Origin of the sequence: Rossellomorea vietnamensis (assembly GCF_008180615.1) — a bacterium.
GTDB classification, from domain to species: Bacteria; Bacillota; Bacilli; order Bacillales; family Bacillaceae_B; genus Rossellomorea; species Rossellomorea vietnamensis_D.
Genome location: NZ_VTEH01000014.1, coordinates 30793 through 53475, shown reverse-complemented (window position 1 = coordinate 53475; position 22683 = coordinate 30793). Strand labels below are relative to the sequence as shown.

The 22683-nt window shown below is 40.6% G+C and carries 28 protein-coding genes; 26 read left to right on the top strand and 2 right to left on the bottom strand.

Annotated elements, in window-relative coordinates:
• Positions 1-156 precede the first annotated feature (156 nt).
• From FZC79_RS16205 to FZC79_RS16130, 16 genes are all read left to right on the top strand, one after another.
• Positions 157-708, top strand: a complete 552-nt coding sequence (locus FZC79_RS16205; RefSeq protein WP_148947811.1) for a GNAT family N-acetyltransferase — start codon at positions 157-159, stop codon at positions 706-708.
• A gap of 746 nt (positions 709-1454) precedes the next feature.
• Positions 1455-1928: a GyrI-like domain-containing protein gene (locus FZC79_RS16200; protein ID WP_252183368.1), complete on the top strand. Its 474-nt coding sequence runs from the start codon at positions 1455-1457 to the stop codon at positions 1926-1928.
• Positions 1929-1953: 25 nt separating this feature from the next.
• Complete coding sequence (locus tag FZC79_RS16195) at positions 1954-2229, top strand: hypothetical protein (RefSeq protein WP_148947810.1); 276 nt, start codon at positions 1954-1956, stop codon at positions 2227-2229.
• A gap of 191 nt (positions 2230-2420) precedes the next feature.
• Positions 2421-5501: a GNAT family N-acetyltransferase gene (locus tag FZC79_RS16190; protein ID WP_148947809.1), complete on the top strand. Its 3081-nt coding sequence runs from the start codon at positions 2421-2423 to the stop codon at positions 5499-5501.
• Between the two features lie 341 nt (positions 5502-5842).
• Complete coding sequence (locus FZC79_RS16185) at positions 5843-6253, top strand: HIT family protein (RefSeq protein ID WP_148947808.1); 411 nt, start codon at positions 5843-5845, stop codon at positions 6251-6253.
• 56 nt (positions 6254-6309) lie between these two features.
• Entirely contained in the window at positions 6310-7107 is a 798-nt protein-coding gene (locus tag FZC79_RS16180) for a protein phosphatase 2C domain-containing protein (RefSeq protein WP_148947807.1), read from the top strand.
• Between the two features lie 719 nt (positions 7108-7826).
• Positions 7827-8267 carry a hypothetical protein gene (locus tag FZC79_RS16175; RefSeq protein ID WP_148947806.1) on the top strand — a complete coding sequence of 147 codons (441 nt, stop codon included), beginning with the start codon at positions 7827-7829 and terminating at the stop codon, positions 8265-8267.
• Between the two features lie 327 nt (positions 8268-8594).
• On the top strand, positions 8595-9308 hold the full coding sequence (locus tag FZC79_RS16170) for a class I SAM-dependent methyltransferase (RefSeq protein WP_148947933.1): 714 nt from the start codon (positions 8595-8597) through the stop codon (positions 9306-9308).
• A gap of 438 nt (positions 9309-9746) precedes the next feature.
• The gene (locus FZC79_RS16165) at positions 9747-10220 is read left to right on the top strand and encodes a DUF4306 domain-containing protein (RefSeq protein WP_148947805.1); all 474 of its coding nucleotides are present in this window, start codon (positions 9747-9749) and stop codon (positions 10218-10220) included.
• Positions 10217-10777, top strand: coding sequence for a GNAT family N-acetyltransferase (locus tag FZC79_RS16160; RefSeq protein WP_148947804.1), 561 nt, complete (start codon positions 10217-10219; stop codon positions 10775-10777). The genes FZC79_RS16165 and FZC79_RS16160 overlap by 4 nt, the downstream gene beginning before the upstream one ends.
• 13 nt (positions 10778-10790) lie before the next feature.
• The gene (locus FZC79_RS16155; RefSeq protein WP_148947803.1) at positions 10791-11717 is read left to right on the top strand and encodes an alpha/beta fold hydrolase; all 927 of its coding nucleotides are present in this window, start codon (positions 10791-10793) and stop codon (positions 11715-11717) included.
• A 100-nt stretch (positions 11718-11817) separates the two neighbouring features.
• Entirely contained in the window at positions 11818-12387 is a 570-nt protein-coding gene (locus FZC79_RS16150) for a hypothetical protein (RefSeq protein WP_148947802.1), read from the top strand.
• A gap of 8 nt (positions 12388-12395) precedes the next feature.
• Entirely contained in the window at positions 12396-12689 is a 294-nt protein-coding gene (locus FZC79_RS16145) for a hypothetical protein (protein WP_148947801.1), read from the top strand.
• A 221-nt stretch (positions 12690-12910) separates the two neighbouring features.
• Complete coding sequence (locus FZC79_RS16140; RefSeq protein ID WP_187442827.1) at positions 12911-13246, top strand: SdpI family protein; 336 nt, start codon at positions 12911-12913, stop codon at positions 13244-13246.
• 193 nt (positions 13247-13439) lie between these two features.
• Positions 13440-14432, top strand: coding sequence for a DMT family transporter (locus tag FZC79_RS16135; RefSeq protein WP_148947799.1), 993 nt, complete (start codon positions 13440-13442; stop codon positions 14430-14432).
• Between the two features lie 611 nt (positions 14433-15043).
• Positions 15044-15352 (top strand): YrhK family protein, encoded by a 309-nt coding sequence (locus FZC79_RS16130; RefSeq protein ID WP_148947798.1) that lies wholly within the window; start codon positions 15044-15046, stop codon positions 15350-15352.
• A 29-nt stretch (positions 15353-15381) separates the two neighbouring features.
• Here the strand turns inward: FZC79_RS16130 and FZC79_RS16125 are convergent, their stop codons facing one another.
• Positions 15382-15912: a CBO0543 family protein gene (locus FZC79_RS16125; protein ID WP_148947797.1), complete on the bottom strand. Its 531-nt coding sequence runs from the start codon at positions 15910-15912 to the stop codon at positions 15382-15384.
• A 149-nt stretch (positions 15913-16061) separates the two neighbouring features.
• On the opposite strand from FZC79_RS16125, the gene FZC79_RS16120 reads away from it, so the two are divergent.
• From FZC79_RS16120 to FZC79_RS16105, 4 genes are read left to right on the top strand one after another with little or no spacing between them, the layout of a single operon-like run.
• Positions 16062-16526: a GNAT family N-acetyltransferase gene (locus FZC79_RS16120; RefSeq protein WP_148947796.1), complete on the top strand. Its 465-nt coding sequence runs from the start codon at positions 16062-16064 to the stop codon at positions 16524-16526.
• Positions 16527-16528: 2 nt separating this feature from the next.
• The gene (locus FZC79_RS16115) at positions 16529-16711 is read left to right on the top strand and encodes a hypothetical protein (protein WP_148947795.1); all 183 of its coding nucleotides are present in this window, start codon (positions 16529-16531) and stop codon (positions 16709-16711) included.
• Between the two features lie 4 nt (positions 16712-16715).
• Positions 16716-17159, top strand: coding sequence for an NUDIX hydrolase (locus tag FZC79_RS16110; protein ID WP_252183376.1), 444 nt, complete (start codon positions 16716-16718; stop codon positions 17157-17159).
• A 50-nt stretch (positions 17160-17209) separates the two neighbouring features.
• Complete coding sequence (locus tag FZC79_RS16105) at positions 17210-17668, top strand: hypothetical protein (RefSeq protein WP_252183367.1); 459 nt, start codon at positions 17210-17212, stop codon at positions 17666-17668.
• 37 nt (positions 17669-17705) lie between these two features.
• Here the strand turns inward: FZC79_RS16105 and FZC79_RS16100 are convergent, their stop codons facing one another.
• Positions 17706-18542: a hypothetical protein gene (locus FZC79_RS16100; RefSeq protein ID WP_148947793.1), complete on the bottom strand. Its 837-nt coding sequence runs from the start codon at positions 18540-18542 to the stop codon at positions 17706-17708.
• A gap of 228 nt (positions 18543-18770) precedes the next feature.
• On the opposite strand from FZC79_RS16100, the gene FZC79_RS16095 reads away from it, so the two are divergent.
• The 6 genes from FZC79_RS16095 (at position 18771) to FZC79_RS16070 (ending at position 22668) form a co-directional block, all read left to right on the top strand.
• A complete protein-coding gene (locus tag FZC79_RS16095) occupies positions 18771-19961 on the top strand; it encodes an MFS transporter (RefSeq protein ID WP_286365375.1) in 1191 nt (396 codons plus the stop codon).
• Positions 19951-20403 (top strand): NUDIX domain-containing protein, encoded by a 453-nt coding sequence (locus tag FZC79_RS16090; RefSeq protein ID WP_148947791.1) that lies wholly within the window; start codon positions 19951-19953, stop codon positions 20401-20403. The genes FZC79_RS16095 and FZC79_RS16090 overlap by 11 nt, the downstream gene beginning before the upstream one ends.
• Before the next feature lie 238 nt (positions 20404-20641).
• Positions 20642-21199: a histidine phosphatase family protein gene (locus tag FZC79_RS16085; RefSeq protein ID WP_148947790.1), complete on the top strand. Its 558-nt coding sequence runs from the start codon at positions 20642-20644 to the stop codon at positions 21197-21199.
• Positions 21200-21491: 292 nt separating this feature from the next.
• Positions 21492-21878 (top strand): nuclear transport factor 2 family protein, encoded by a 387-nt coding sequence (locus FZC79_RS16080; protein WP_252183365.1) that lies wholly within the window; start codon positions 21492-21494, stop codon positions 21876-21878.
• Positions 21879-21972: 94 nt separating this feature from the next.
• Positions 21973-22323, top strand: coding sequence for an STAS/SEC14 domain-containing protein (locus tag FZC79_RS16075; RefSeq protein WP_148947788.1), 351 nt, complete (start codon positions 21973-21975; stop codon positions 22321-22323).
• A gap of 102 nt (positions 22324-22425) precedes the next feature.
• Entirely contained in the window at positions 22426-22668 is a 243-nt protein-coding gene (locus FZC79_RS16070) for a DUF412 domain-containing protein (protein ID WP_148947787.1), read from the top strand.
• Positions 22669-22683 lie beyond the last annotated feature (15 nt).

Below are 22683 nucleotides of genomic sequence, written 5' to 3'. Positions count from 1 at the left end.
TAATAGAATTGAATTCGAAAAATTTGAAACATTGCGGCTGATTGCTTCGTCTAAATAGTACAGCAATATAGTAATCAAACGGGTTATCAACCGAGATAATGGTGTTTCTTTTATATCATAGGGGAGACATGCAGTTATAAGATAAGAGGTGCGAGATTGGAAACATTTACATATTTAAATGAAACAGACCGTTTGATAGTCAGGCCGTTAATCCAGGAAGACTATTCTGCGTGGCTTAAGGGCTTCAATGATAGATTGCCATCTCATTATAGACATGACCAAGGAAAGATGGATATGGAAGAATGTACGGTAAGTTGGTTTGCAAGTTTAGTTGAAAAGCATCAATCTCTGGCTAAGAATGACACTGCCTATGTTTTCGGTGTGTTTCGAAAGACAGACGGGAAACATCTGGGTATGATCGATTTTTCAACTCTGACCCGGGAAGACTTTCAATGGGGCAGAATCGGCTATACGCTACATAATCAGTTTTGGGGCAAGGGCTTTGGAAAGGAAGCTGTAAAAGCAGCTTTGGATATGGCTTTTTCTGACCTGAAATATCATCGGGTTGAGGCACACATCAATCTTGATAATCATAATTCTATCCGGTTAGCCGAAAGTGTCGGAATGGATTTCGAATGTGTGAGAAAAGGTTATATTTATGAGTTCGGGGAGTGGACAGATAACGTGATCTATTTTAAAAATGCTTAAAAGTATTCAACCCATACTAATAGAATAACAGTGATTTAAAAAGGTACATAGAAAGCAATGGAAATGAAGGAGATGTTTATGAAGGATAGAGCATTAAGGACTTCTTATATTGCGCTAAATGTTTTTGTTATCTAATGTTGATTGGCGTATTTATATTTGTTGTACTCACTGCGGACGCTCTAGGGGAAATTGGCCGCCTTTCCATTTGGGTGATTACATTGTTATCCTTGCTCTTTGTTTCCGTTCTTGGTTCCGTCCAGATTGTTACATGGATAAAAGAAGGGAAGCTTTAATCAGAAAAGGGGGATGGCATTTCCAGAGGAAAGCTGTTAGTCAGTTTTTATTTTGGCTCTGATAGTTATTATTGTTGTTATAGAGTATTTTGGGTTCAAGTGCCAGTAATAAGGCGTCATCCAATTAAGAAACTTGAAAAATGCTGGTTAATCGACTTGCTTTTCCTTTTAAGTCTAGCGTAAATTTTTATCCAAATTTATTATGAAAAGTTAATACGATAGTTTATATTGGGTTCTCAGTTCCTCCGCATATGTTGACTGGAGAGGAAGGTGTACGACCTCCTGCGGGAGTAGTGGGACAGGTGAGACCCCGCAGGCGAAGCCGAGGAGGCTCACCGCCCGCCCCGCGGAGTCGTATACCTGGAATGGAAGTCAACATACCCATTAAAAACAATAGTTATTAACAGAGCCATTAATTTAATTTGAAGTATATCAATAAGGGAGGGCTTCAAGTTGGAAAATGCGCCAGTGAAAATTAAAAAGATAAAAATAGAAGAAATCAAGTTAGTAGGATTTCGGGTCCTTTGTCCAGGAGATCAATATATCAAGGAAATCCCAAAGGCATCGCTGGGTTTGGAGAATCGTAGGTCAGAAATCAGCCACATTACAAATTCCAACCGGCAAATCGGGGCTTTTAGGGTAGAAGAAAGTACGGAAGACGAGGATGGTTATTGGGTTTGCATGGAGGTATCAGCATTTAAGGATGTACCGGAAGATATGGTGACCTTAACGGTACCAGCTCAATCGTATGCTGTTTATCGCCATCAGGGATCGAATAGAGAAATAGTGAAGGCATATGAGGATCTGCACAAATGGATTGAAACGAGCGGCTATAAGAGGTTGAAAGCGAGATGGCATCTTGAACTGTATCATAGTTGGAAAGACCCTGATAGACTTTCGGTTGAATTGTGTGACACGATCGAATAATTTGCTATTGTAACGGGGGGATTTCATGTCGGATACCCCACTTGTTACTATTATGTATTCAGTCTCTGCTGCCGCTTGGCTGTACTACTTTGGAATTAGGATGATAAGGAGAAGTTGGGGATACTTTGTTCCGGTCCTTCTATTTATCGTATCATCCAGTCTTTTAGATTTGGGTACTTACTACGCTGGGGGCTGGCAGGCTGCAGGATCTATGGCTTATGGCTTTTTAGGAAGGGTAATTGCTCTAGTAATCTATTTACTAGTTATTAATGATCTCCAAGAAATAGAGATATTTACATAAAATTAATTATCTGTCAAATTAGAATATTCTTTACATGTGCTGCATATCATTTTAAACTGTGGAAGGAGAAGTAAGATTTTCCAGCCTATAATTTGAAAGGAGGAGATGATGATGTTTAAAGTCATCCATGCAGATCAAAAGAGTAACAAAAGTGAGGTTAGATCGATAAAAACGTAGCTCAGGGGGTTCTTATGAAAACAACAGCAGAACAAGTGAAAATAGTGGAATATCACCAAGGATTAGCAAAGGGTATAGCAAAGATGTGGAATGAAAGCCGTGAGAATTGGGGAGGAGATTCTGGTGTAACGACCGAATCGGATGTAATCGAGAAAGAGTCGAACTCTACGAATCTTCATCTCTTCCTGGCGATGTACGGTGATGAAGTAGTGGGATACTGCGGATTGTCTCAATACAGGGAAGATACAGGAGCATTGTACATTCCTCTGCTGAATGTCCACCCTTCATATCAAGGACTGAAAATCGGCAAACAGCTGGTATTGAAAGCGCTCGAAAGAACCATCGAATTGGATTGGCCTAGGCTGGACTTGTTCACTTGGGCAGGAAACACCAAAGCAGTCCCGCTCTACAAGAAGTGCGGTTTCTTCTGGGAGGAAAGAGATGATAGTACGCATTTAATGAATTTCATTCCGCTTGTCATGAGCATCGACTGCCTTCGTCCATTTTTCGAAAAGCATGATTGGTACTCGACAAGCGAGCGCGTCATTGAAGTGAAACCTGATGGAATCAGAGATAATGATTACACGTACTTTGAGTACAATTGGAGAGCAGGAGAAGAGTATGTCCGGGTCCAGGTAGAACGGACAGGGCGCGGTATCCGTCTTATAGAGACGCAGGACTTCCTAATCGATATGAGCTTGCAGGATTTTAAGCTCCTTGAAAATCAGACTCATTCAGTGACTTACAGAATGGTGAATAAAACCGGCCGTCCAATGGAGGTCACTCTTACTGGGAAGGAAAATGAGAATGTTGAACATTCTTTTTATCATTCCTGCATGGTGGATAGTGAATGGACAGGTGAATTTCCGGTAAAGGTTACCATTCCGAGTCAGGAACCGAACCCTTGGAAAACACATCCGGCTGTAAGTGCGGTCATGACAATCGACGGTTCCCCTATTCCTTTGAACATGGGTGTATTCCCAAAACAAGCAGCGAAGGTTCATCTCCGCACAGTAAGAAAAGACTGGAGATCGGGACAAAAAGGCCTGGTCCATTTGGATATCGAAAGTCAGATGGAAGAGGACTGCATCTATCATATATTACTGCCTGATAACTCGGTGCTGGAGTGGGATCGTAAAGAGATAGCAGCAGATATAAAAGGAAAAGATAGAGTCTCCTTTCCGTTGTCAGCCAAACTTATGAAAAACGCTTTCCTGTCAGAGGAAATAGAAGTAAGGGTAGAGCGTGAGAATAAAGGGAACTTCACCTTTCGCACTAATTTGTCCTTGGCTTTCCCGGGGTACGGAAGCAAATTCGGAGGAGAAACAGAAGAACATTGGTTTGGCTTTAACGGTGCATTTTATGTTGAGGTGGAAAAGCGGAATCATATTGTCAAAGCGGGGTCAATTTATTCTTCAGGAGAAGCGCTGGTTGTCTTCTCACCCAAGCTCGGAAAACCGTTCAGTGAAGAATTTTCCAAAAAGGAAGCAAGTCATGTAGAATTCATCGAACTTGTCGAGGGATTGGTGATCAAAACCTCACTAGAATCGGATGCTTTTCCTAATGTAACACTGAATACCTATATTAAGGTGTTTGGTGATGGTTTGATAGAAATCAATCATGAAATCATCAATAAGGGAACAGAATCACTGGTTGATATCTTCCTTATGCAGCCAGTTTATCCTGAGCTGAAAAACATGGCCATTCCGCAAAAAGACGGAGTCATAATCGGTTCGGAAGCCTTCATTCCATTTATGGATTATATAAAAGACAAGGAGATATCCGAAAGCTGGATCTTTGTTTCTGGAAATAATGGAGATACAACCGGATTCTCCTGGCCTGAGGGAGCGAAGGGAAGAAAAGATGACTGGCGGTTCGGTATCGAATATGCTGTTGAGACCCTTAATCCTCAACAGGAAGTCTGCTTTGGTCCTATCTCAATCGGCATTAATACGGCACCGACCTGGGAACGCTGGCGGGAATTCATCATGGGAGAAGAAGCACCAAGGTTGAAGGAAATTCCACTTTATGCACTGGAAGCTTCTGGCGGAGATTTCATTTCTGAAGAAGGCGGCACGGTGGAGTACTCGTTAAGATCCATGCTGACACCTTACATCCATGGAAGTTTGAAGTTGAAAAGTGAAGGTGACTTCTTTGAACGGTGCTCCCAAAAAGAAGATGAAGCAACGAAAATAAGCGTTCAGGCAGAACATAACTCACCTGGCTTGAAGCGCATTACTGGTTTCTTTCATGCTCCAGGACAAAGAGCATCGCTCGAAGCGATTCAGTTCGTAAAAGGAAAGAAAGAAGTAACGGTGGAAGAAACCAACGATGTATGGACAGTGGATAACGGAATGTTGTCCTTCAAATCTTCACCTTCCTATTTTCCAGGAATTTATTCTTTAATAGTCGACGGAAAAGAAAACCTTCACCATCAGTTCCCGGAGGCCGGCCCCAAAGCATGGTGGAATCCTTGGGGAGGGGGAATACGGTACTTCTTCCAGAATGTCAGCTCTTATTCAATGATGAAGGAACTAACAAGGGCCGAACCCGTAACTAGAACCGACCAAAATGGTCATACATGGACGGGGCTGTGCCTGACGACAAAGTTCAAAGAACATGAGAAGATGAAAGGCATCATCTTAAAACAGTATGCTTTGACTCTTCCGGAGGTCGGGGTGCTTGCCTGCTACGCGGAAGTCCATCAACAAACAGGCCGTACTTTCAAAGGAGAACTTCTCGACATGGAAGCCTTCTTTAAACCGGGAGACGAACTGTCTGCCTGTTATGCCGAGGTGCCGTCGGATGGAGTGTTTGAAAGGTATTACGCTGGTATCGAGGAATTCATGCTCGGTGATTCGGATTATGTGTCGGTGGGATCTGATGATCGTGAGAATGCGGTAACACTCATTCACTCTGATTCCCGTAAACTCTCCGAACTCTATATGAATCAAGAAGTCTTCGTGTCTGCCTCCACTGAGGAGTGGTCAGCTTCAAGTGGAGAAACGTTCACTGTTAAACCGACTATACTCCTGTTTGGAGAAGGAAAAATAGGTAAAGCCATTAAGCCTATTAAAGGGATTACGTTTCGATAAAAAGATCTCAAATGAGGGACAGTGTTCTGCTGCTTTATATCAGCAGGGCACTCCCTTTTTATTTAGAAGAATAGTATTCTTTGGGTTTTATAAGGTCTTGAGAGAGTCTCACTTAACAGAGGGAGCAGCTTTTTCCTTCTTGCTTACCTCGATGTTTTAAAGAATAGTGCCGGTGTTTTTTCTAATTCATTCTTCTAGCATCACAATATAAGAGAAGAGCTGTGTTAAGCGAAGTAAATGAGCAAGAAATCCAGCTGTGTAAATAGAAAGATGAGCCAAAAGAGTTAACAATCTAGGATACCATACCTCGTTCGAGAACTAAGGGAGGAGGAGTAACTGATTTGAATAAAAAAACAGAATGCCCATTCTGCCATCCGGATGATGATCCTGAACAAAATATAATCTTTGAAAATGAAAGATGTTATTTTCTTCAACATAACATGCACCAAGGTGTACTCATAGGAAGCGGAGTAATTGTCCCAAAGAAGCATCATGCAAATGTCTTTGAACTGACAAGGGAAGAGTGGAATGATACATATGAATTGCTTCAAAAAGCAAAGCATTTCCTGGATGAGAGATATTCTCCGCATGGCTATACAGTTGGCTGGAATGTGGGAGAGGTCTCAAATCAATTTATCTTTCACTGCCATTTGCATCTCATTCCACGATATAATGATGAACCTCTGGCGGGAAAAGGGGTAAGATATTGGCTGAAGCAACCCGAGAACAGGAGGCCAGGGCAGGTTAGATAGAAACCTGAAGATGGTTGATCCGCCACTAAATTTTATAGAAAAAAGTGAGGTACAACATGATAGAACAATATAAATGGGTAGGAAGCGATAAACATTTCGTAGATCAAATTCATCTGAAGGAGATTGGTGGGGTCATTGCCGGTCACTTTGGAGGGAATTCAACTTCCGGCCAGACGAAAAATGAGGACGGCTGCCTGGTCTGGGTTGATAAAAAGAAGGGATGGGAATTTGCCCTTTTGCTAGATGCGCATAGTACTGCTCAAAGCGCAGAACTGGTAATAAAGGAAATTCATTCACAAAAAGAAATCATTTCCAAAATCATGACCTTGGAGATTGCAGATTGCTTTGAAAAAATGAACGAATTAATTCTCTCTATATTTAATGAGAAAGCCTTTAAGGAAGCCTGCAAAACCATACAGGGCGAAACCGCATGCCTGTTTGCCATAAGGAAAGATAACTATTTATACTGGTTTTCAGTAGGAGATTGCCTCCTCCACCTATACAATCCCGACCTGGCAAAGATGGGCGAATATCAGCAAAATCACCGCAGTTTTTATGAATGGGTTGGCAGGAATAGCACCTTTAATAAAGCGGTGCCCACTTACAGTTCGGGCATTAAAGAGTTGAGGGCCGGGGTAAACCATATTCTCCTGACAACCGATGGCTTAACCGAATGTCCGGGAACTAATTTTGACCAGCCTCATGAGATTTTTTCTGTTTTTGAAGGAACCACTAATCAAGAGGGCGTTCAAAAGCTTCTGGAATCCATTAGGGACAATAATGTTAGAGATAGTACGACCATTCTGTCCTGGAGAATCGAAACTTCAAAAGAGGCCACTATGCCGTCGGATTGACTTGCAGGAGTTTGTGGATACATGAGTTGCATCAAAAAGGCAGAGACATGTATCCAGAGGTGGCGAGTGAGTACATGAGTTGGATCAAAAAGGCAGAGACATGTAACCAGAAGTGTGGTGTGGGTACATGAGTTGAGGCAAAAAGGCCAAGACATGTATCCAGGAGTGTCATGTGGGTACATGAGTTGGGGCAAAAAGGCCAAGATATGTATCCAGAGGTGTCGAGTGGGTACATGAGTTGGGTCAAAAAGGCCAGGATATGTATCCAGAGAGGGCGAGTGGGTACATGAGTTGGGGCAAAAAGGCCAAGACATGTATCCAGAGAGGGCGAGTGGGTACATGAGTTGGGTCAAAAAGGTCAAGATATGTATCCAGAGGTGTCGAGTGAGTACACGAGTGGGCTCAGAAAGGCAACTTCATGTATCCAGAGGTGTCGAGTGGATACATGAGTTGGGTCTAAGAGGCCAAGACATGTATCCAGAGGTGGAGTGTGGGTACATGAGTTGCGTCAAAAAGGCAGAGACATGTATCCAGCGAGGACGTGTGGGTACATGTGTAGGATCAAAAGGGAAAGACATGTATCCACCAGAAAAGAAACCAAATTACAAAACCTTGAACTATGACTGCAATTCTTGTTTTAAAAGAGAACTGTGCAGTATCTTTTCAGAGAAGAAACCGAATTTTGCGGGTTGCTTAGCTCAAAGAAAGAAGATGATTTAGTGAAAAAATGGCAGGCTGCACTCATGATGCTGATCATATTCATAGGTGGCTATTTGGCAGGGATCTACTTTTCAAAGGAGGAAGTTTCAAGGGAAATTCGAGTGGGTTATCAGGACAGAGACAGAGATGATGTGATTCACTTCAAAAACATCATTAAGAATACGGAGAACCAAAGTGCAGTGGATAACATAATGATGATTTTTATGAAAAGAGAGAAAATAGCGGCTCCAGACGTTAATCTGGAAAAACCTGATATTTACTTAGAAGTGCTAAGCCCTAAGCAATTTACCGGTTTAATCGACTCGAGAATTTGGTTCAGAGGTGATGGAGCTGTCATTGCTGAACGATCAGGAGAAAGCTGGGAGGATGTAATCTATTACGCTATCTCCAAGCAGGATGCAGACTATCTGAAACAAATCGTAGAATACGATAAATATTAAAATCTGTGAAAAGGGACAGATGAAGCGACAGTTCTTGTAATCATTTTGTAATAAACGTAACATTTGTTTTGGTTTTCATGAGGCATACTTAGTCTCATTGTAATTATTCGACCGAAGATTCAGTGAAAAGTTCACTGAAGGTACTACTGCTAAAAATTAATTATATCTATCCCATTAAGGCTCCACGCTCCTTAAACAGCTAGTTTCAAGCGAGCAAGACCCTTTCAATCTTCTCTGAAATAACACAGTAATAATGTTGTTGTAACAACCCTGCTTGCTGCATTTAGTAAAATTGAGAAGAGAAAGAAGAAAGCGGGGATGGGTAAAATGAAGGAATTGATTAAAACCAGCGAGGATGTCATGGTGATGCTGGATGAACTGCTTCAAGAAGAGAAAAAATTTAATTGGGATACTTTTTATGAAGATAGAACGAAGAGAGTTCCCTTCTTCAAAGACATACCGGATGAGAATCTGGTCAGTTACGTAACGGAGCGGGTGATCGAGACAGGAAAGGTTCTAGAACTTGGCTGTGGACCAGGAAGGAATGCGATTTATCTTGCTGAGAGAGGATTCCTTGTCGATGCCGTGGACTCTTCACAAGAAGCTCTTCAGTGGGCAGAAGAACGTGCCCTTACGAAGGACGTAGATGTAAATTTTATCAAAGAAAACATCTTTTGCTTGAATTATGAAGCAGGTACATATGATTTTGTTTATGACTCCGGCTGCTTTCACCATATTCCCCCGCATCGGAGGAGCAGTTACCTGGAGTTGATTGAAAGTGCATTAAAGCCAGGGGGCTATTTTGCTTTGACCACATTCGTGGAAGGCGGGGAACTTGGCGGATCGGAAATATCCGACTGGGATGTGTACAGACTGAAAAGCTTGAAGGGCGGTCTGGGTTATGCTGAAGAAAAGCTGAAAGAAATCTTTGATTGTTTTGAGCCTTTAGAAATCAGGCTGATGAAGGAGATGCCTGCAGCATCAGGCATTTTCGGAGTCTCCGGTTTGAGGACAGCTCTTTTCAAAAAAAAAGAACATTAATTCTTCCATGTCAGCGTAGTTTGTTTTGAGAATGAAATAAGCTTCCCTGATACACAGATCAGCTCCTAAGTGAGTTGGTCTCTTTTTATCTATACATTATTCATAAATAACTTCTTCAATGTTCTCCTTGATAAAAGAGATACTATTGATATCTCTAAATGAATACCAATTTTAAACCAAAAGAGAAAGTGGTTTATGTTAAAATAAAGTGAATGTTCAAAATTAATAGAGTGAGCAGCTTATTATGAAGGCTCTGTTTTCTAACTGCTATGAATGTCGATATAAAGTGCTTGAATAAGCAGGAATCAATCGCTAAAAAGATTTTTCGTTTAAAGTGAACAACATAAGTATCCAGGAGAAAATCCGTCTCTGGGTGTTTTCCAAAAACAACAAAAAAACCATATAAGGTGCAGAATATTAAAAGGGGAGTCGTTCCGCGTGAATTATAAAAGTTTAATTCTCTCAATATTAGCTCTTTTTGTTTTGATGACAGGGGTCTTTTCCCTTTATGAAGGAAGTGCGTTAAATGATAACCCCGAGCAGTGGAAGTACACTGCTGTCATCTCGCAGATGATGAACGAAGGGGAGGTCTTGGAGAAGTCGGAAATCTCTCAGCTGGACTTCTTCCTGTATGCCATTAAATTCAGGCCGTTTTTCCCTGCGTCCATGATTGTGTTTATCCTTCTGATGTTGTTTGTGGCAGTGTTTCCATTTTCACATAGAAAAACTTCCTGGCCGGTTATGGGAGTCTATTTCCTGGTCTTTATAGTCTCATTAACTGTACAGCCTGCTGAACAGGGGACTGCTCTCTTCCTTGCTGCCCTGAGGTATTCTTCCCTGCTGCTATGTTTATCTGCTTTCATTCTGATAAAAAGCCCAACTCTATTTAACGGAAAAGTGGTGAATGAATGAAGAAGGTATTTCAAAGATTTCCGAATTTGAAAACAAATAGGCTGCATTTGCGAAATGTCAGATTGGAAGATGCAGAGTTCATTTTCAAGCTTTACAGTGATGAAGAGGTTTGTGAGTATCTATATGACGAAGAAATATATGAGAGCATAGACGAGGCAGAGGATTTCATACGATGGAATTCTGATCCGGAACATAAAGGAAATAACCGGTGGTGCATCATGAGCAATAGCAGCCAGGAGGCGCTTGGCACATGCGGATATGACTCATGGGACAAGGAAAATAATATTGCGGAAATCGGCTATGACCTTTGGAAAGATTTCTGGGGTCAGGGTTATATGAGGGAAGCACTGATCGCTGCTATCGATTCAGGATTCCATAATATGAAGTTAAACCGGATCAATGCCTTTGTGGCGCTGAATAATCTGCGTTCAGCACGTCTGCTTGAATCTCTTGGCTTCAAAAGGGAAGGGATATACAGAGAAAAGCATTTTTACAGAGGAGAATATTTTGACCATTATACCTATTCCTTACTGAAAAGGGAATGGAATACAAAATGAAAGAGGCAGTTTAATGATACAAGGAAGTAGAATCAATATCCGTGAGAAAGATTTGTATGTCGAAGTTTACGGAGCCGAAGACCAGGATGCCATACTATATTTACACGGAGGTCCAGGTGAAAGCTGTTACGATTTTTCTTTTGAACAGGCTGAAAAACTGGGAGAAAACTTTTATGTGGTATCTATCGATCAGAGGGGAGTCTGCAGGTCGGAAGAAATTCATTCTGGTGAGGAGTTTTCATTGAAGGATATAATCGAAGACTGCGAAACTCTGCGGGAGCACCTGAATATTCGAAGGTGGTCGTTGATTGGACACTCGTTCGGCGGATTTCTTAGTGTTATGTATGCATCACAATATCCTGATTCCATAGAGAAGATCATTTTTGAGGGCCCCACCTTTGATTTCGAATTAACTTCGAGAAACCTGTTAAGAAAAACGGCTCTTCTTTTGGAGCAGTCTGGGAAATACGAGGAAGCGGGAAAGTGCAGGAAGTTGGCTGATACAAAAGAATCATTTAGCATACGTGAGCTGACTGAAAAATATATGGCCTACAGTGATTTACTTGGAGGAGAACGGATGAAGATCTACAAGCATGATATAGATTCAGGAGTAGATTATTCATTTTACAGCGATGAGGAGTGGGAGACATTCTATGACCGTTCAGAAATACATTACAACCTGTTGAGGGAGGAAGGGAAGATTTTCGATTCCCTGCTGGCAGAGCTAAAGGCTTTGCCGCATGAAATGCTTTTGCTGATGGGAGACTCTGATCCCGTTCCATGTCCGATACAAATAGCCGTGTTCAATGAAACGAAGAATGGCAGAATTTATAGATTTAAGGATTGCGGCCACACCCCACACTATGAATCACCTCAAGAATTCACAAGAGTGGTAACCCAATTTTTAACGAAACAAAAAACTGCACTCATCGATAAGTAAAGTGATATTTTTATAGCACCATGGAGATGAATATTTAAATTCCGAGTATAATGGATTTTGTGATTATAATTAGTTCATTATAGATTCTCGGAGGTACATTTTGAAAAATAAAGGATATATTGTTTTAACAGGATTACTGTTATTCGCTCTGGTTTATGCCGGATTTCAATTTACGGAAAATCAAAAAATGGGAAAATATTTGAATAAGCAGCTTAACGAAAGGCTGGAAATGCTTAACCTTAAAGTAAACACCCTGCATTTAGTGACATCGGGTGCTCTTGAAGATAAAGAAATTTCGAAAGAGTCATTGTTGGAAATCCAAGAGTCGCTGGAAATGATCCGGATGAAAAGTCTTCAGGTTGAAAATTTAGCCCGGGGGCTGAATCTTGATAATGCCGATCAGTTACATAGCATCACACATAATACAGCCAGGTACATGGAGAATCGAATCGCCCTTCTCACGAGTGAGATAGGTGACAGAGAGAATCTGAGCCTGGAGGGAGATTCCATTCGCATCATACGCCATATAAAAGATACGAGTGGTAAATGGGAAAGTGAGACAGAATCATTTCTTTCTTCTAAAAATAATATTAACAAAACGGATTGGATTAACAGCTTGATTATGATGCAGAATCATTCAAATGACTACCAGAGAGTGATGGATGAGTAGGAGGCGCTATGAAGGAAATTCTCTTTGATAACGAACGCTATACTATAACCAAAAGGGTATTGTTTATAATAGCCCTTGCTGTTTTTCACGTCCTTACATTCTACACTGAAAACAAAGTGGATGAATGGTTATACATGGGAGTGATGTTGACAGGAATGATGATTTTTATGGTCTGTAAATTTTTCTTCTATGACAAAAAATTTGATGTGTCCGAGATACTTGTATTTATTATTCTAGCAGGATTTATTGTGTATATGATTACTCATTTTGATACATTGACCCACGGTGTTTCAGTTCCTTGATTTTTACGTAAGGCTCTTTTCGTAATCTTTGTTGCTATTTCACACTAATTCCTCAGAAATAACCTAATACACGGGTATAACCTCGTTATTAGGAAAAGAAAAGAGCTGTTCTCCCCGTTCAGAAAGTAATGCCTCAGTATCCAGGGAAAAATCCGGCTCTTGGGATTTTTCCGAAAGTAACAATTTATAAGATAACAGCTTTACATAATGAGGTGAGGAATATGAATGTTGGATTGGGATTAACGCTCATCACAGTTGCCCTTTTATGTATAGGGTTAAGCATCCCCTTGTACCTAGGTAAGGTGGAAATGAATTACTTGTATGGTGTCAGGTTTCCAAAGTCTTTTCAGTCGGAGGAAGCATGGTATAAGATCAATAAGTACGGGGGCCTGATGCTGATCATCTGGTCCATTCCTGAATTGCTTTTAGGGATCGCCGTATTATTCCTCCCGCCTGTGAAGGAGACCGTGTCTGTTATCATTGCCTTTTCTCCTGTTCTTTTTTTGCTGCCCCCCTTGATTCAAAGCTACATTTACTCAGAGAAGGTTACTGAGTAACAGTCCTTTGTGTTTTAAGGATATTACCAGCGGGAGTAGTGGCCTGTAGGTATGAGTTACCTCCTTCCCGGCAAAAGTGGATACTCCCCTCTGAAACTCAATAGATAGTCATCCGGGGCGAGGGTTCTGAAAATTTTATCAATTTCAACATATATTAGTTATTATAGAAAACTAAAAGAGCGGCGGTGTTCATATGAGGGAGTTATTGCTGGGGATTCTGGCCTCGGTGTTTTTTGCTGTTACGTTCATTTTAAACCGTTCGATGGAGCTGGCAGGCGGCAGCTGGATGTGGAGCTCATCCCTTAGATTCTTTTTTATGGTGCCGTTTCTCTTTGTAATTGTCCTAGCCAGAAAAAATCTTAAGCCGCTTCTTCTTGAAATGAGACAACAACCTTATCATTGGATTGGTTGGAGTTTTATTGGATTTGTCTTATTTTATGCACCATTAACCTATGCCGCTGCCTATGGACCTGGGTGGCTTGTTGCAGGCACTTGGCAATTGACGATTGTGGCAGGTGTCTTGCTGACACCTCTTTTCTTTATGGCAGAGGGTGGTAGAGAAGATAGGAAAATGGTCAGACAAAAGCTCCCGTTGAAGGCTTTGCTTATTTCATTTCTGATTATTGCAGGAGTCATATTAATTCAATGGCAGCAGGCGTCCGGCGGGTTTTCTGCTGAGATGGCGGCTGTCAGCATTCTTCCTGTTTTGATTGCTGCCTTTGCCTATCCACTGGGAAACAGGAAGATGATGGAGCTATGTGGAGGAAGGCTGGACACTTTTCAAAGGGTACTTGGAATGACGTTGGCGACCACCCCGTTTTGGTTGATCATTGGAGGATTTGGGTTGGCAAAAGCAGGAATCCCGGATACCAATCAAATTTTTCAATCTTTCATTGTCGCTGTTTCCTCTGGGGTGATTGCCACCACCTTATTTTTTATCGCCACAGACAATGCGAAAGGTGATCAAACAAAACTGGCAGCCGTTGAAGCAACCCAATCCACACAGGTTTTATTTGTGATCGCAGGAGAAGTTATTCTTCTCTCAGCTCCCCTCCCAAACGGAATGGCAACGGCGGGTCTAATAATTATAGTATTGGGAATGCTTATCCATAGCATTTATACGAGGAATCTTGAAATACAGCAGAAAACAAAATTAATTACACCAGCAAAGGAGAAAGGATTTTAACACACGCCCCGCGGAGTCACGCACCTGGAGTGGAAATCACTCAACCATTTCTTTTTAAAGGCTGTTTCGCATAGAGTGGTGCTTTTATGAAAAACCCAAGGGAACTTTTTCTTTCTTGTTTATCAAGTATTTCCTCGAGAAGTAAGGAAATATTAATAAACGAAAAGCGCCATTTTAAAAGCATAGGTCATTTTTTTATATTTCAGGGCAAAACGTTAAGGTTCAGAGTAATCCTCTGGCCGTTTAATTTTGAAAATCATTGCAGCATTCTAGTTGTTAAGAAACATTGCTTTTAGGTTGTCATAACGTCCCTTATTCCAAAGAGATTCGCTTGTTATAGAATGCCATATTTCATTGGAAAACCACTAAGTTCTTACGTTGCTGAATCTTTCCTTTTCTTTATAATCAGTAAAAAGGTTTCTGTCCTGAGAATAAAATACACCTCTAGTAACAAATTAAGAACATTCCAAGAAGTTAGGTCGTTTGTACGAAATACAATTATTTTACATATTCTATTTTAAATCTAAACTAATTGGGTAATTAAGAACCTAGATGTTAATAGAAAATGCCGGTGGGTTGAGTGAAATTATTACAACAAGAGGTGGCATATAATGTTTGAAAAATTAAAGGAAAGAGCAGAAGAACTGGAAGATAGCGGGCTTCAGATTCATTTGAGCAGGAAGAAGAAAATAATGATAGGCAACAGATATCGAATCATCGGATATATGAATGACTTAATGCTGGGTATCTTATATATGATAGGAAGTATTCTTTTCATGACAGATGCAGACAGGGTACTCTCCACCAGTTTTTTCCTCGCGGGCAGTTTCTTTATGATCTCTCGTGCGTTCATTCATATCGGAAGAGACATTCATTTAAAAAGGTTCTCAAGAGAGGACTTTCAAAATAAAGAGTATTAGCGTTTCTCCTTAGAGAAGCGTTTTTTTTATTAATTGTCTGATTTGAAAGGTGTGTCCTTAACAGAAAGAGTATCATTATTGATGATCCTCACCAACGAAATGATTCCCCTGCAAATCAATAACTTAAGAACTAGGCTTATAAAAGAATGATACCATGTCCAGCCTTTCCTCCAAGTGATCAAGTCTGTCTTCCTCTCAGCTATTGTTTCCATAACGACCTGGGGAATGACAAATGGAAACATCTTAAAGATGATGCCGGCAGGTTTGCTGTTCAAGGTCCACTGGTTGTAGTAAAGAAGCATCAATGGGTAGTGAATGTAGTCAAATGGCAGATGAATTTTGACTTTTTCTCTCAGTGGCCTGATGGTGTATTTTAAATAACCTTGAGTAACAAGATATCGATCTATCGTGGAATTACCGATCACACTTACAAGGAACACAATCAGCCAGTCTTTGAAGGGTTGTTTGATAATAGCGAACGGCAGCAGGATGGCCCCTGTTAAGGTGGTGAATGTCAAAAACATAATGGATAATAACGCGCTTACTTTTTTTCTTCGCATCTAAAAACACCTCCTTCTGATAGTTTGACTATAGTAAGCAAGGATTATGTAGAAGAGATACTGTGATTTTACCTTCAGTAATCACGTGAATGATGGTAAGATTATACAGAGAAATATTTTCTGAATAGTTTGCTCAAAGAGGTGAGATTATGTACAGCTTTATACCCATGAATCAAGAAATGGCCGAGGAAATCGCCTATCGCTGGAAGTATGATGGCGAATTCTCTTTTTATGATATGACCGAGGATGAAGAGGATTTGGCAGAGTTTCTACAGTCAGATCGAACAGGGTATTACACCGTGAAAAAAGAAGAAGAATGGATCGGTTATTATTGTTTTGAAGAAAGTGGAAGAGGAGAAATCGAAATCGGATTGGGAATGAAGCCGGAGTTAACTGGAAATGGACTGGGACTGGAGTTTTTTCAACAGGGGATAGAGTTTGCTCTCGAACAATATGGACCGGCAGAACTTTTCCTTTCAGTTGCCGCCTTTAACCAAAGAGCAATCAAGGTGTATCAAAAAGCAGGATTTATTCCTGTCAAAACGTTCATACAGGACACAAATGGCAGCAGTTTTGAATTTGTCCGGATGAAATTCAATCCCAAAGGAGAATGAGGATGTATCTATTACAAGCAGAATTTAATGGCGGAGACATAGCTTTTCAATTGTTCATGTTCCTTTTCATGCTGGGTATACCTGCAGCTATCATAATGATTGTAGTAGTCGGAATAAGAAACCGGAAAAGCCGTTTGAACAGAATAGAAGAAAAACTGGATAAGCTTCTGCAGGAGAAAGATTAATGTGATGGAGAATGAAATGATGAGGAACAAAAGAAACCGAGGGGCCGTTGTCATCATTGATGGTCGTAAGATTCTATTGATCAAAAGGGTGAAAAGGCATGAACAGTACTTCGTGTTTCCTGGCGGAGGAATAGAAACAGGAGAGACACCGGAAGAGGCAGCGATACGCGAGGCAAAAGAGGAACTGGGTGTTGACGTTGAACTAAAGGACTGTATTTCCATCATTGAATTTAACGGAATGCAGTATTATTTTCACGCAAAAATCACGGCAGGAAGAATTGGTGAGGGCAAAGCAGCAGAATTCCAGGAGCCTGACAGAGGAATCTATGAACCGGTATGGATTTTGATTGAAGAATTTCCTTTAAAAGACATCAGACCACAAGAGATGGCAGGAAGAATTCAATCACTATTAGAACAGTCACTGAAGGAAGAGGGCACTCTAGGATAACTGTCTTAACTACCACCTGCAAAAATGAGTTATTCTACAATACAGGGGAAGTGAATGCATTGACACAATACATATACATTGCCTCAACAAATAAACTGCCTCAAGGATCCTTCGGTACTAATCCTGTCTCTCCTGAAAAACCAAATATCTTTAAGACTGAACTGGATTTTGTTCATTTGGATTTTGAGAATAATTATGATGTTGCTCAAAAAAAGAAAATTTCCTATAGTACTCATTTTTCTTTGGAGTATGAAGTGGCAGCTAACGCTAATTATATTCCATTTAAGTACCGCTTAAAAGGAACACAGGGTGAGGAAAAGTGTTTGAAAATTTTGCGTGCCTATCTGGAAGAAGCTATTCAGTCCAGCGGTATCCTGGAATACTTCACTTCCCTGAGCGGACAGGAAAATAAAGAAATTGCAAAGAAGAGAACCGTCCGCTGGCCAAGCATTCAATCACCTTATGATTTAGTGCTGGAAGACCGGGAATTTTGGACGATAACACTGTGAGAGTAATAAATGGGGGCTGAAAAGCAGTAATCAGCCCTTACTTTCCCCACCTATAAATAGCTCTGTTCAGGAAACTGGATAAGTAAACCATAAACACATGGAAAGGGATATTCATTAAAATTTGCCTGCTTTGTATTTTTAATATGCCTGTCTTCATTAAGATGAAATCCAAACATGTGCACCACACTAAGAGTAGAAGCCTGTAGATAAACTTAGCCTGAAAAGAGACCAGTGTTCCGAGCAGGGAAAGAAACATGCTATACAGTGGTGCTATCATGAAGTGTTCCTTCCAAGAATGGCGCTGTTTCCACCCAAAACGCAATTTTCTGCCCGCTGCTGTAGCGTACAACAAGGAAACGCCCACAACTGCTGAGGATAAGTATTGTGCGGTCATTAAAGCCCATTTCTTTTTATTCTTCAACACGATATACGCACCATCACTAAGATAAAAATACAGAAATAAAAATATTGGTGTATAGTAAGATCTCCACCAATGGACTGTATAAAGTCCAAGCTGTAAAAATAGTTTTTCTATAAAGTAAAAATAGAGACTAAAGGATATTTTCCATCTCCAGTCCCCTCTGAAAGCCGTAATAAATGTAGCACCTACGGGAACATAAACACCTTGAGATAGAATAGCTCCAAAAATGTTATCCAGGGAGCGGTTCTTCATGACTTGAGGCTTGTACGTGTAGGCATTGAATAGATTTAAAATCAGATAATCGAATAAATAGGCGAAACCAATATTGGTGAACAGCAGCACCAAGGTTATCCGCTGTCTTTTTCTAACCAAAACTATTAGCAGCAGAAGGCAATGAAATATACCTAATAAAACAAAATAACGGGTATTTCTTCTTTTTCGTTTTCTTTTCATCGTTACCAAACCACCTGAATGGATCTAGACTTTTTGTATAGTATGTCTTTTTAAGAAGGTTTTACTTATCTATCGGATTATATTTAAGTGAAAAGGAATAATGATAATGGCAAATTGGTGAATTTTCCTCTTTGCTAAAGGAATCTTTGATGAAATAGCAGAATTGATGAGAATGACGCTTTTTATGGGGGATTTATTATCACTCTATCTTATAGAAATAATCTATTATTGTTGGGACTTGGCATTTCCACTTTTGGAGACTTCATCTACCTGGTGGCAATTAATATTCTTGTTTTGCAGTTGACTGGCTCTGCGGCTGCAGTAGCAGGGCTGTGGATTATCGGTCCGGCTGCTTCGCTTCTTACAAAATTCTGGTCTGGCAGCCTTGTTGATCGGATGAATAAACGCAATTTACTGATTTCAACTGATATTGTGAGAGCCTTATTTATTGCTCTTATCCCTTTCTGCGAATCGATCTTATTCATTTATATGATATTGTTCTTTCTGTCGGTGTCAAAAGCTTTTTTTGAACCTGCATCTATTGCCTACATTACTGGATTGATACCAGAAGCTGAAAGAAAACGATTCAATTCATTCAGAAGCTTGATTACCTCCAGTGCCTTTCTGGTAGGACCGGCTGTTTCCGGTGTTCTCATTCTTGTTTCGTCAGTAGAGGCATCAATCTGGATCAATTCAGTATCATTCTTGTTTTCAGCAGCAGTGCTTTATCTACTGCCAAATGTGGAAGCTGGATTGGATAGAACGAAAATCACACTTGCAGTACTGAAAGAAGATTGGAAGGTCATTTACCAATTCTCTTACACTCATCGATATATTGCTGCGGTCTACTTCATATCTCAATTTTTCATGGTGGCCGCTCTTGCCATGGATGCGCAGGAAGTTGTATTTACCCGGCAGATCCTGCTTCTTACTGAAGCAGAGTACGGGTTCTTGATCAGTATAACGGGAATTGGTTCGATTGCTGGTGCAATGGTTGTCTCTGCAGTTTCAGCAAAGCTGTCTGTTAAGCTTTTGATGAGCTCAGGATTTTTATTGGTTTCTGCCGGGTACCTATTCTACGCCTTTTCCTTTTCTTTTTGGACGGCTGCTGCCGGTTTCATTGTTTTGGGTTTCTTCAATCCTTTTTGGGGGACAGGCTTTATGACCTTTTACCAAAATAATGTTCCTTTTGATCTGATGGGGAGGTTTACAAGTTTATTCGGAGTGCTGCAAAGCATACTTCAGATCATATTCATAATGCTTATTGGTTTTACAGGAGAGTTGTTCCCGCTTAGGTACAGCATTATCACCGCATCATTGCTGATGCTGTTCGTGGCTGTTATTTTGATAGGATTAATAAACAGACCAACTAAATCCTTTTATTATGCTGAAAAAGGAGCGAAGTCTATTGATCAATGAGAAGAATAACGGACAGGAGTTCCTTGATTTTATTCCGATTGAGGAGTCAGATGTAGACAGCTTTCATCCTATAGCAGGTTCTTATGCTGTCATTAAGGTGAATGGTGATTTTCTTCTCTGCTTTAATAACTGGAGGAACCAATGGGAACTTCCCGCGGGGAAAAGGGAAATGAATGAAACCATATCAGAGTGCGCATTCAGGGAGTTGTTCGAGGAGACAGGACAAATGCCGGACGAATTGAACTTTTTAGGTTTAATGAAAGTAAGAAAAGAAGACGGGTTTGTAAAGTATAATCCTGTCTTCCTTGGTGAGATGGAAACCCTTGATCCCTTCCAAGAAAATGAGGAAACCACTAAGATCATCTTATGGGATAAATCCTGCTTAGAGGAGCCTGTCGACAAGGTGGATTATGCCTTCTTGAAAAGGTTGGAGAGACATTAGGACCGTGAGATTTTTTACAGCAGCATCTTAATCAGCATGAAGTAGTGGGTTAAAAGGATATCGCAATGTAAATCCATGTTAAGCAGAATAAAGTTGAAGTTTAGAAGGATATCGTGCTGTATAAAAGCATTTTAATCAGCACTCTAATATCAACCATTTATATGAATTTGTGCGATCTAACTAAACAGATAACTACTCGTATTGTATGTGAAAACTGAGAGAGAAAAGGAGCTGTTTTATGGTTACTGCAATTTACTTGGTGCGGCATGCTCATTCTGTATATACACCGGATGAACTGGCGAGACCTTTATCAGAGAAGGGAATGGAAGACAGAGAAAAAATCACAGAAATACTGTCGGCAAATGATGTTGATGTTTTCCTTTCCAGCCCCTATGTGCGGGCAGCGCAGACTATAGAAGGAGCTGCCAGTCATTACAGAAAAGAAATTATACATATTGAGGGATTTAAAGAGCGGACGTTGACCGAAACTCCGGCAGCAGATTTTCAGTCAGCCATCAACAAGGTGTGGAATGACTGGAACTTCTCCTGGGAAGGCGGGGAATCCAATCTGGCTGCCCAGACAAGAGGAGTTCAGTCACTTTTTAATGTACTAGAAGACTATGAGGGAGAGAATATTGTCATTGGAACCCATGGAAATCTTATGGTATTGATTATGAATTATTTCGATAAGAGATATGATTTTGAATTTTGGAAGAGGCTGGAGATGCCGGATATTTATAAGCTGAGATTCCAAGGTAAACAATTTATCGATTGTCAAAGAATGATGAATCCTTAAGTGAAGTTAGATCTGAAGGATATGTGAAAAGCACGCCGCAACTAATAATATTCCGTGATTGGAGGTATGAATGCTCCTTCCCTTTTTCTGATTGATATAGCAAGTGAAAACTTTTACGATATTTTCTCCAGAATTTAAAGAAGAGTGAAAGAAAACGTTGATCTGTGTTTTTCTTTTGGGAAAGGGTAATGCTGACAGAGTTGCAAGATGCACTCATAGAACTAACATATATCACAACGTGAAAGTATATAAGAAAAGTCTTATTAAGAGATTAAAAGAAAGGAGAATGAACATGAAGTTTGAATCATTTATTGAGGAGTTTACAGAGATCTGGGCGTCATCAGATATAGAAAAGCTTGCTGCCTTGATTTCTAAAGACTACAAGGCAAGAGAAGTTACATCAAATGGGCAGATTGTAGATTTTGGGTATGAGGAATCGATTCAAGGATGGGACCAGGGATTTCAATATGTGAAGGAAAGCGATTCAAGCTGGATACTGAAAACCATGTGGACCTCTTCATTGCGGGAAGACGAGGTGATGGCAGTGATATCGGCTTCCATGAACATTAACGGAAAGCCATTGGAGACTGCTAATTTGTTTTTTGATACATTCAAACAGGTGGACGGAAAATGGATGCTGGTCAGAAGTTACGTAGAGGCCGGGGTTAAGGCAGTTTAGCATACTGCACCTTTTTTGGTGTGCCCGTGAAGTTTAACTCCTTGGAAAAGAAGGGTATAAACGGAATAAGACATCGATTAAGGAGGAATGAAATATGATTACAATTATTCCAAGTGGAAGAAATGACTTGCTGGAAGTAGAAGTGACAGGAGATTACACCAAAGACGATATGCAGCAGTTTGAAAAAGCTTTTCATGAAAAGAAGACACCTAATGAAGACATGAATCTTCTGTTAGTTGTAAATGATATGGACTTTTCCATGAAAGCCCTGAAAGAGGATTTTCTTTTCGGTAAGGACCACATGCACGAATTCAATAAAGTAGCGGTAGTCAGCGACAAGAAGTGGGTCGAGATGGGCGCGAAGATGGAAGATAAGATGCCGAACCTGGAAGTGAAACACTTTGATAAGAACCATCACACAGATGCTGTGACATGGATACAATAACGGAGTGGAGATATTTCTCCATTCCTTTTTCTTAGTTCATTTACATAAAATCCACTGCTATTCTGAAATTGATAGACTAACCGTTAGAAGGGTCGTGTTACAATGCTCGTTATAGGAAGTATTTTGCTGTTGATCGTCACTTTGGCTTTGAGCCGGAATGTGAAGAGATCAAAGCGGTTTGCTGCATTTTATATAGTAGCCTTGGCAGGAGGGGTATTTGCCCTGTTGTCAGCTGTTTTCTTTGGCGGATGGGACAGCCTGCCGTTTGCCTTAACTGGTGCGCTGGTTGGCGTGGTTGGGTTGTTTGGTATGATGATGGTGCTTCTTATCAGACAAAGAGCCTGAATATGCAGAAGGCAG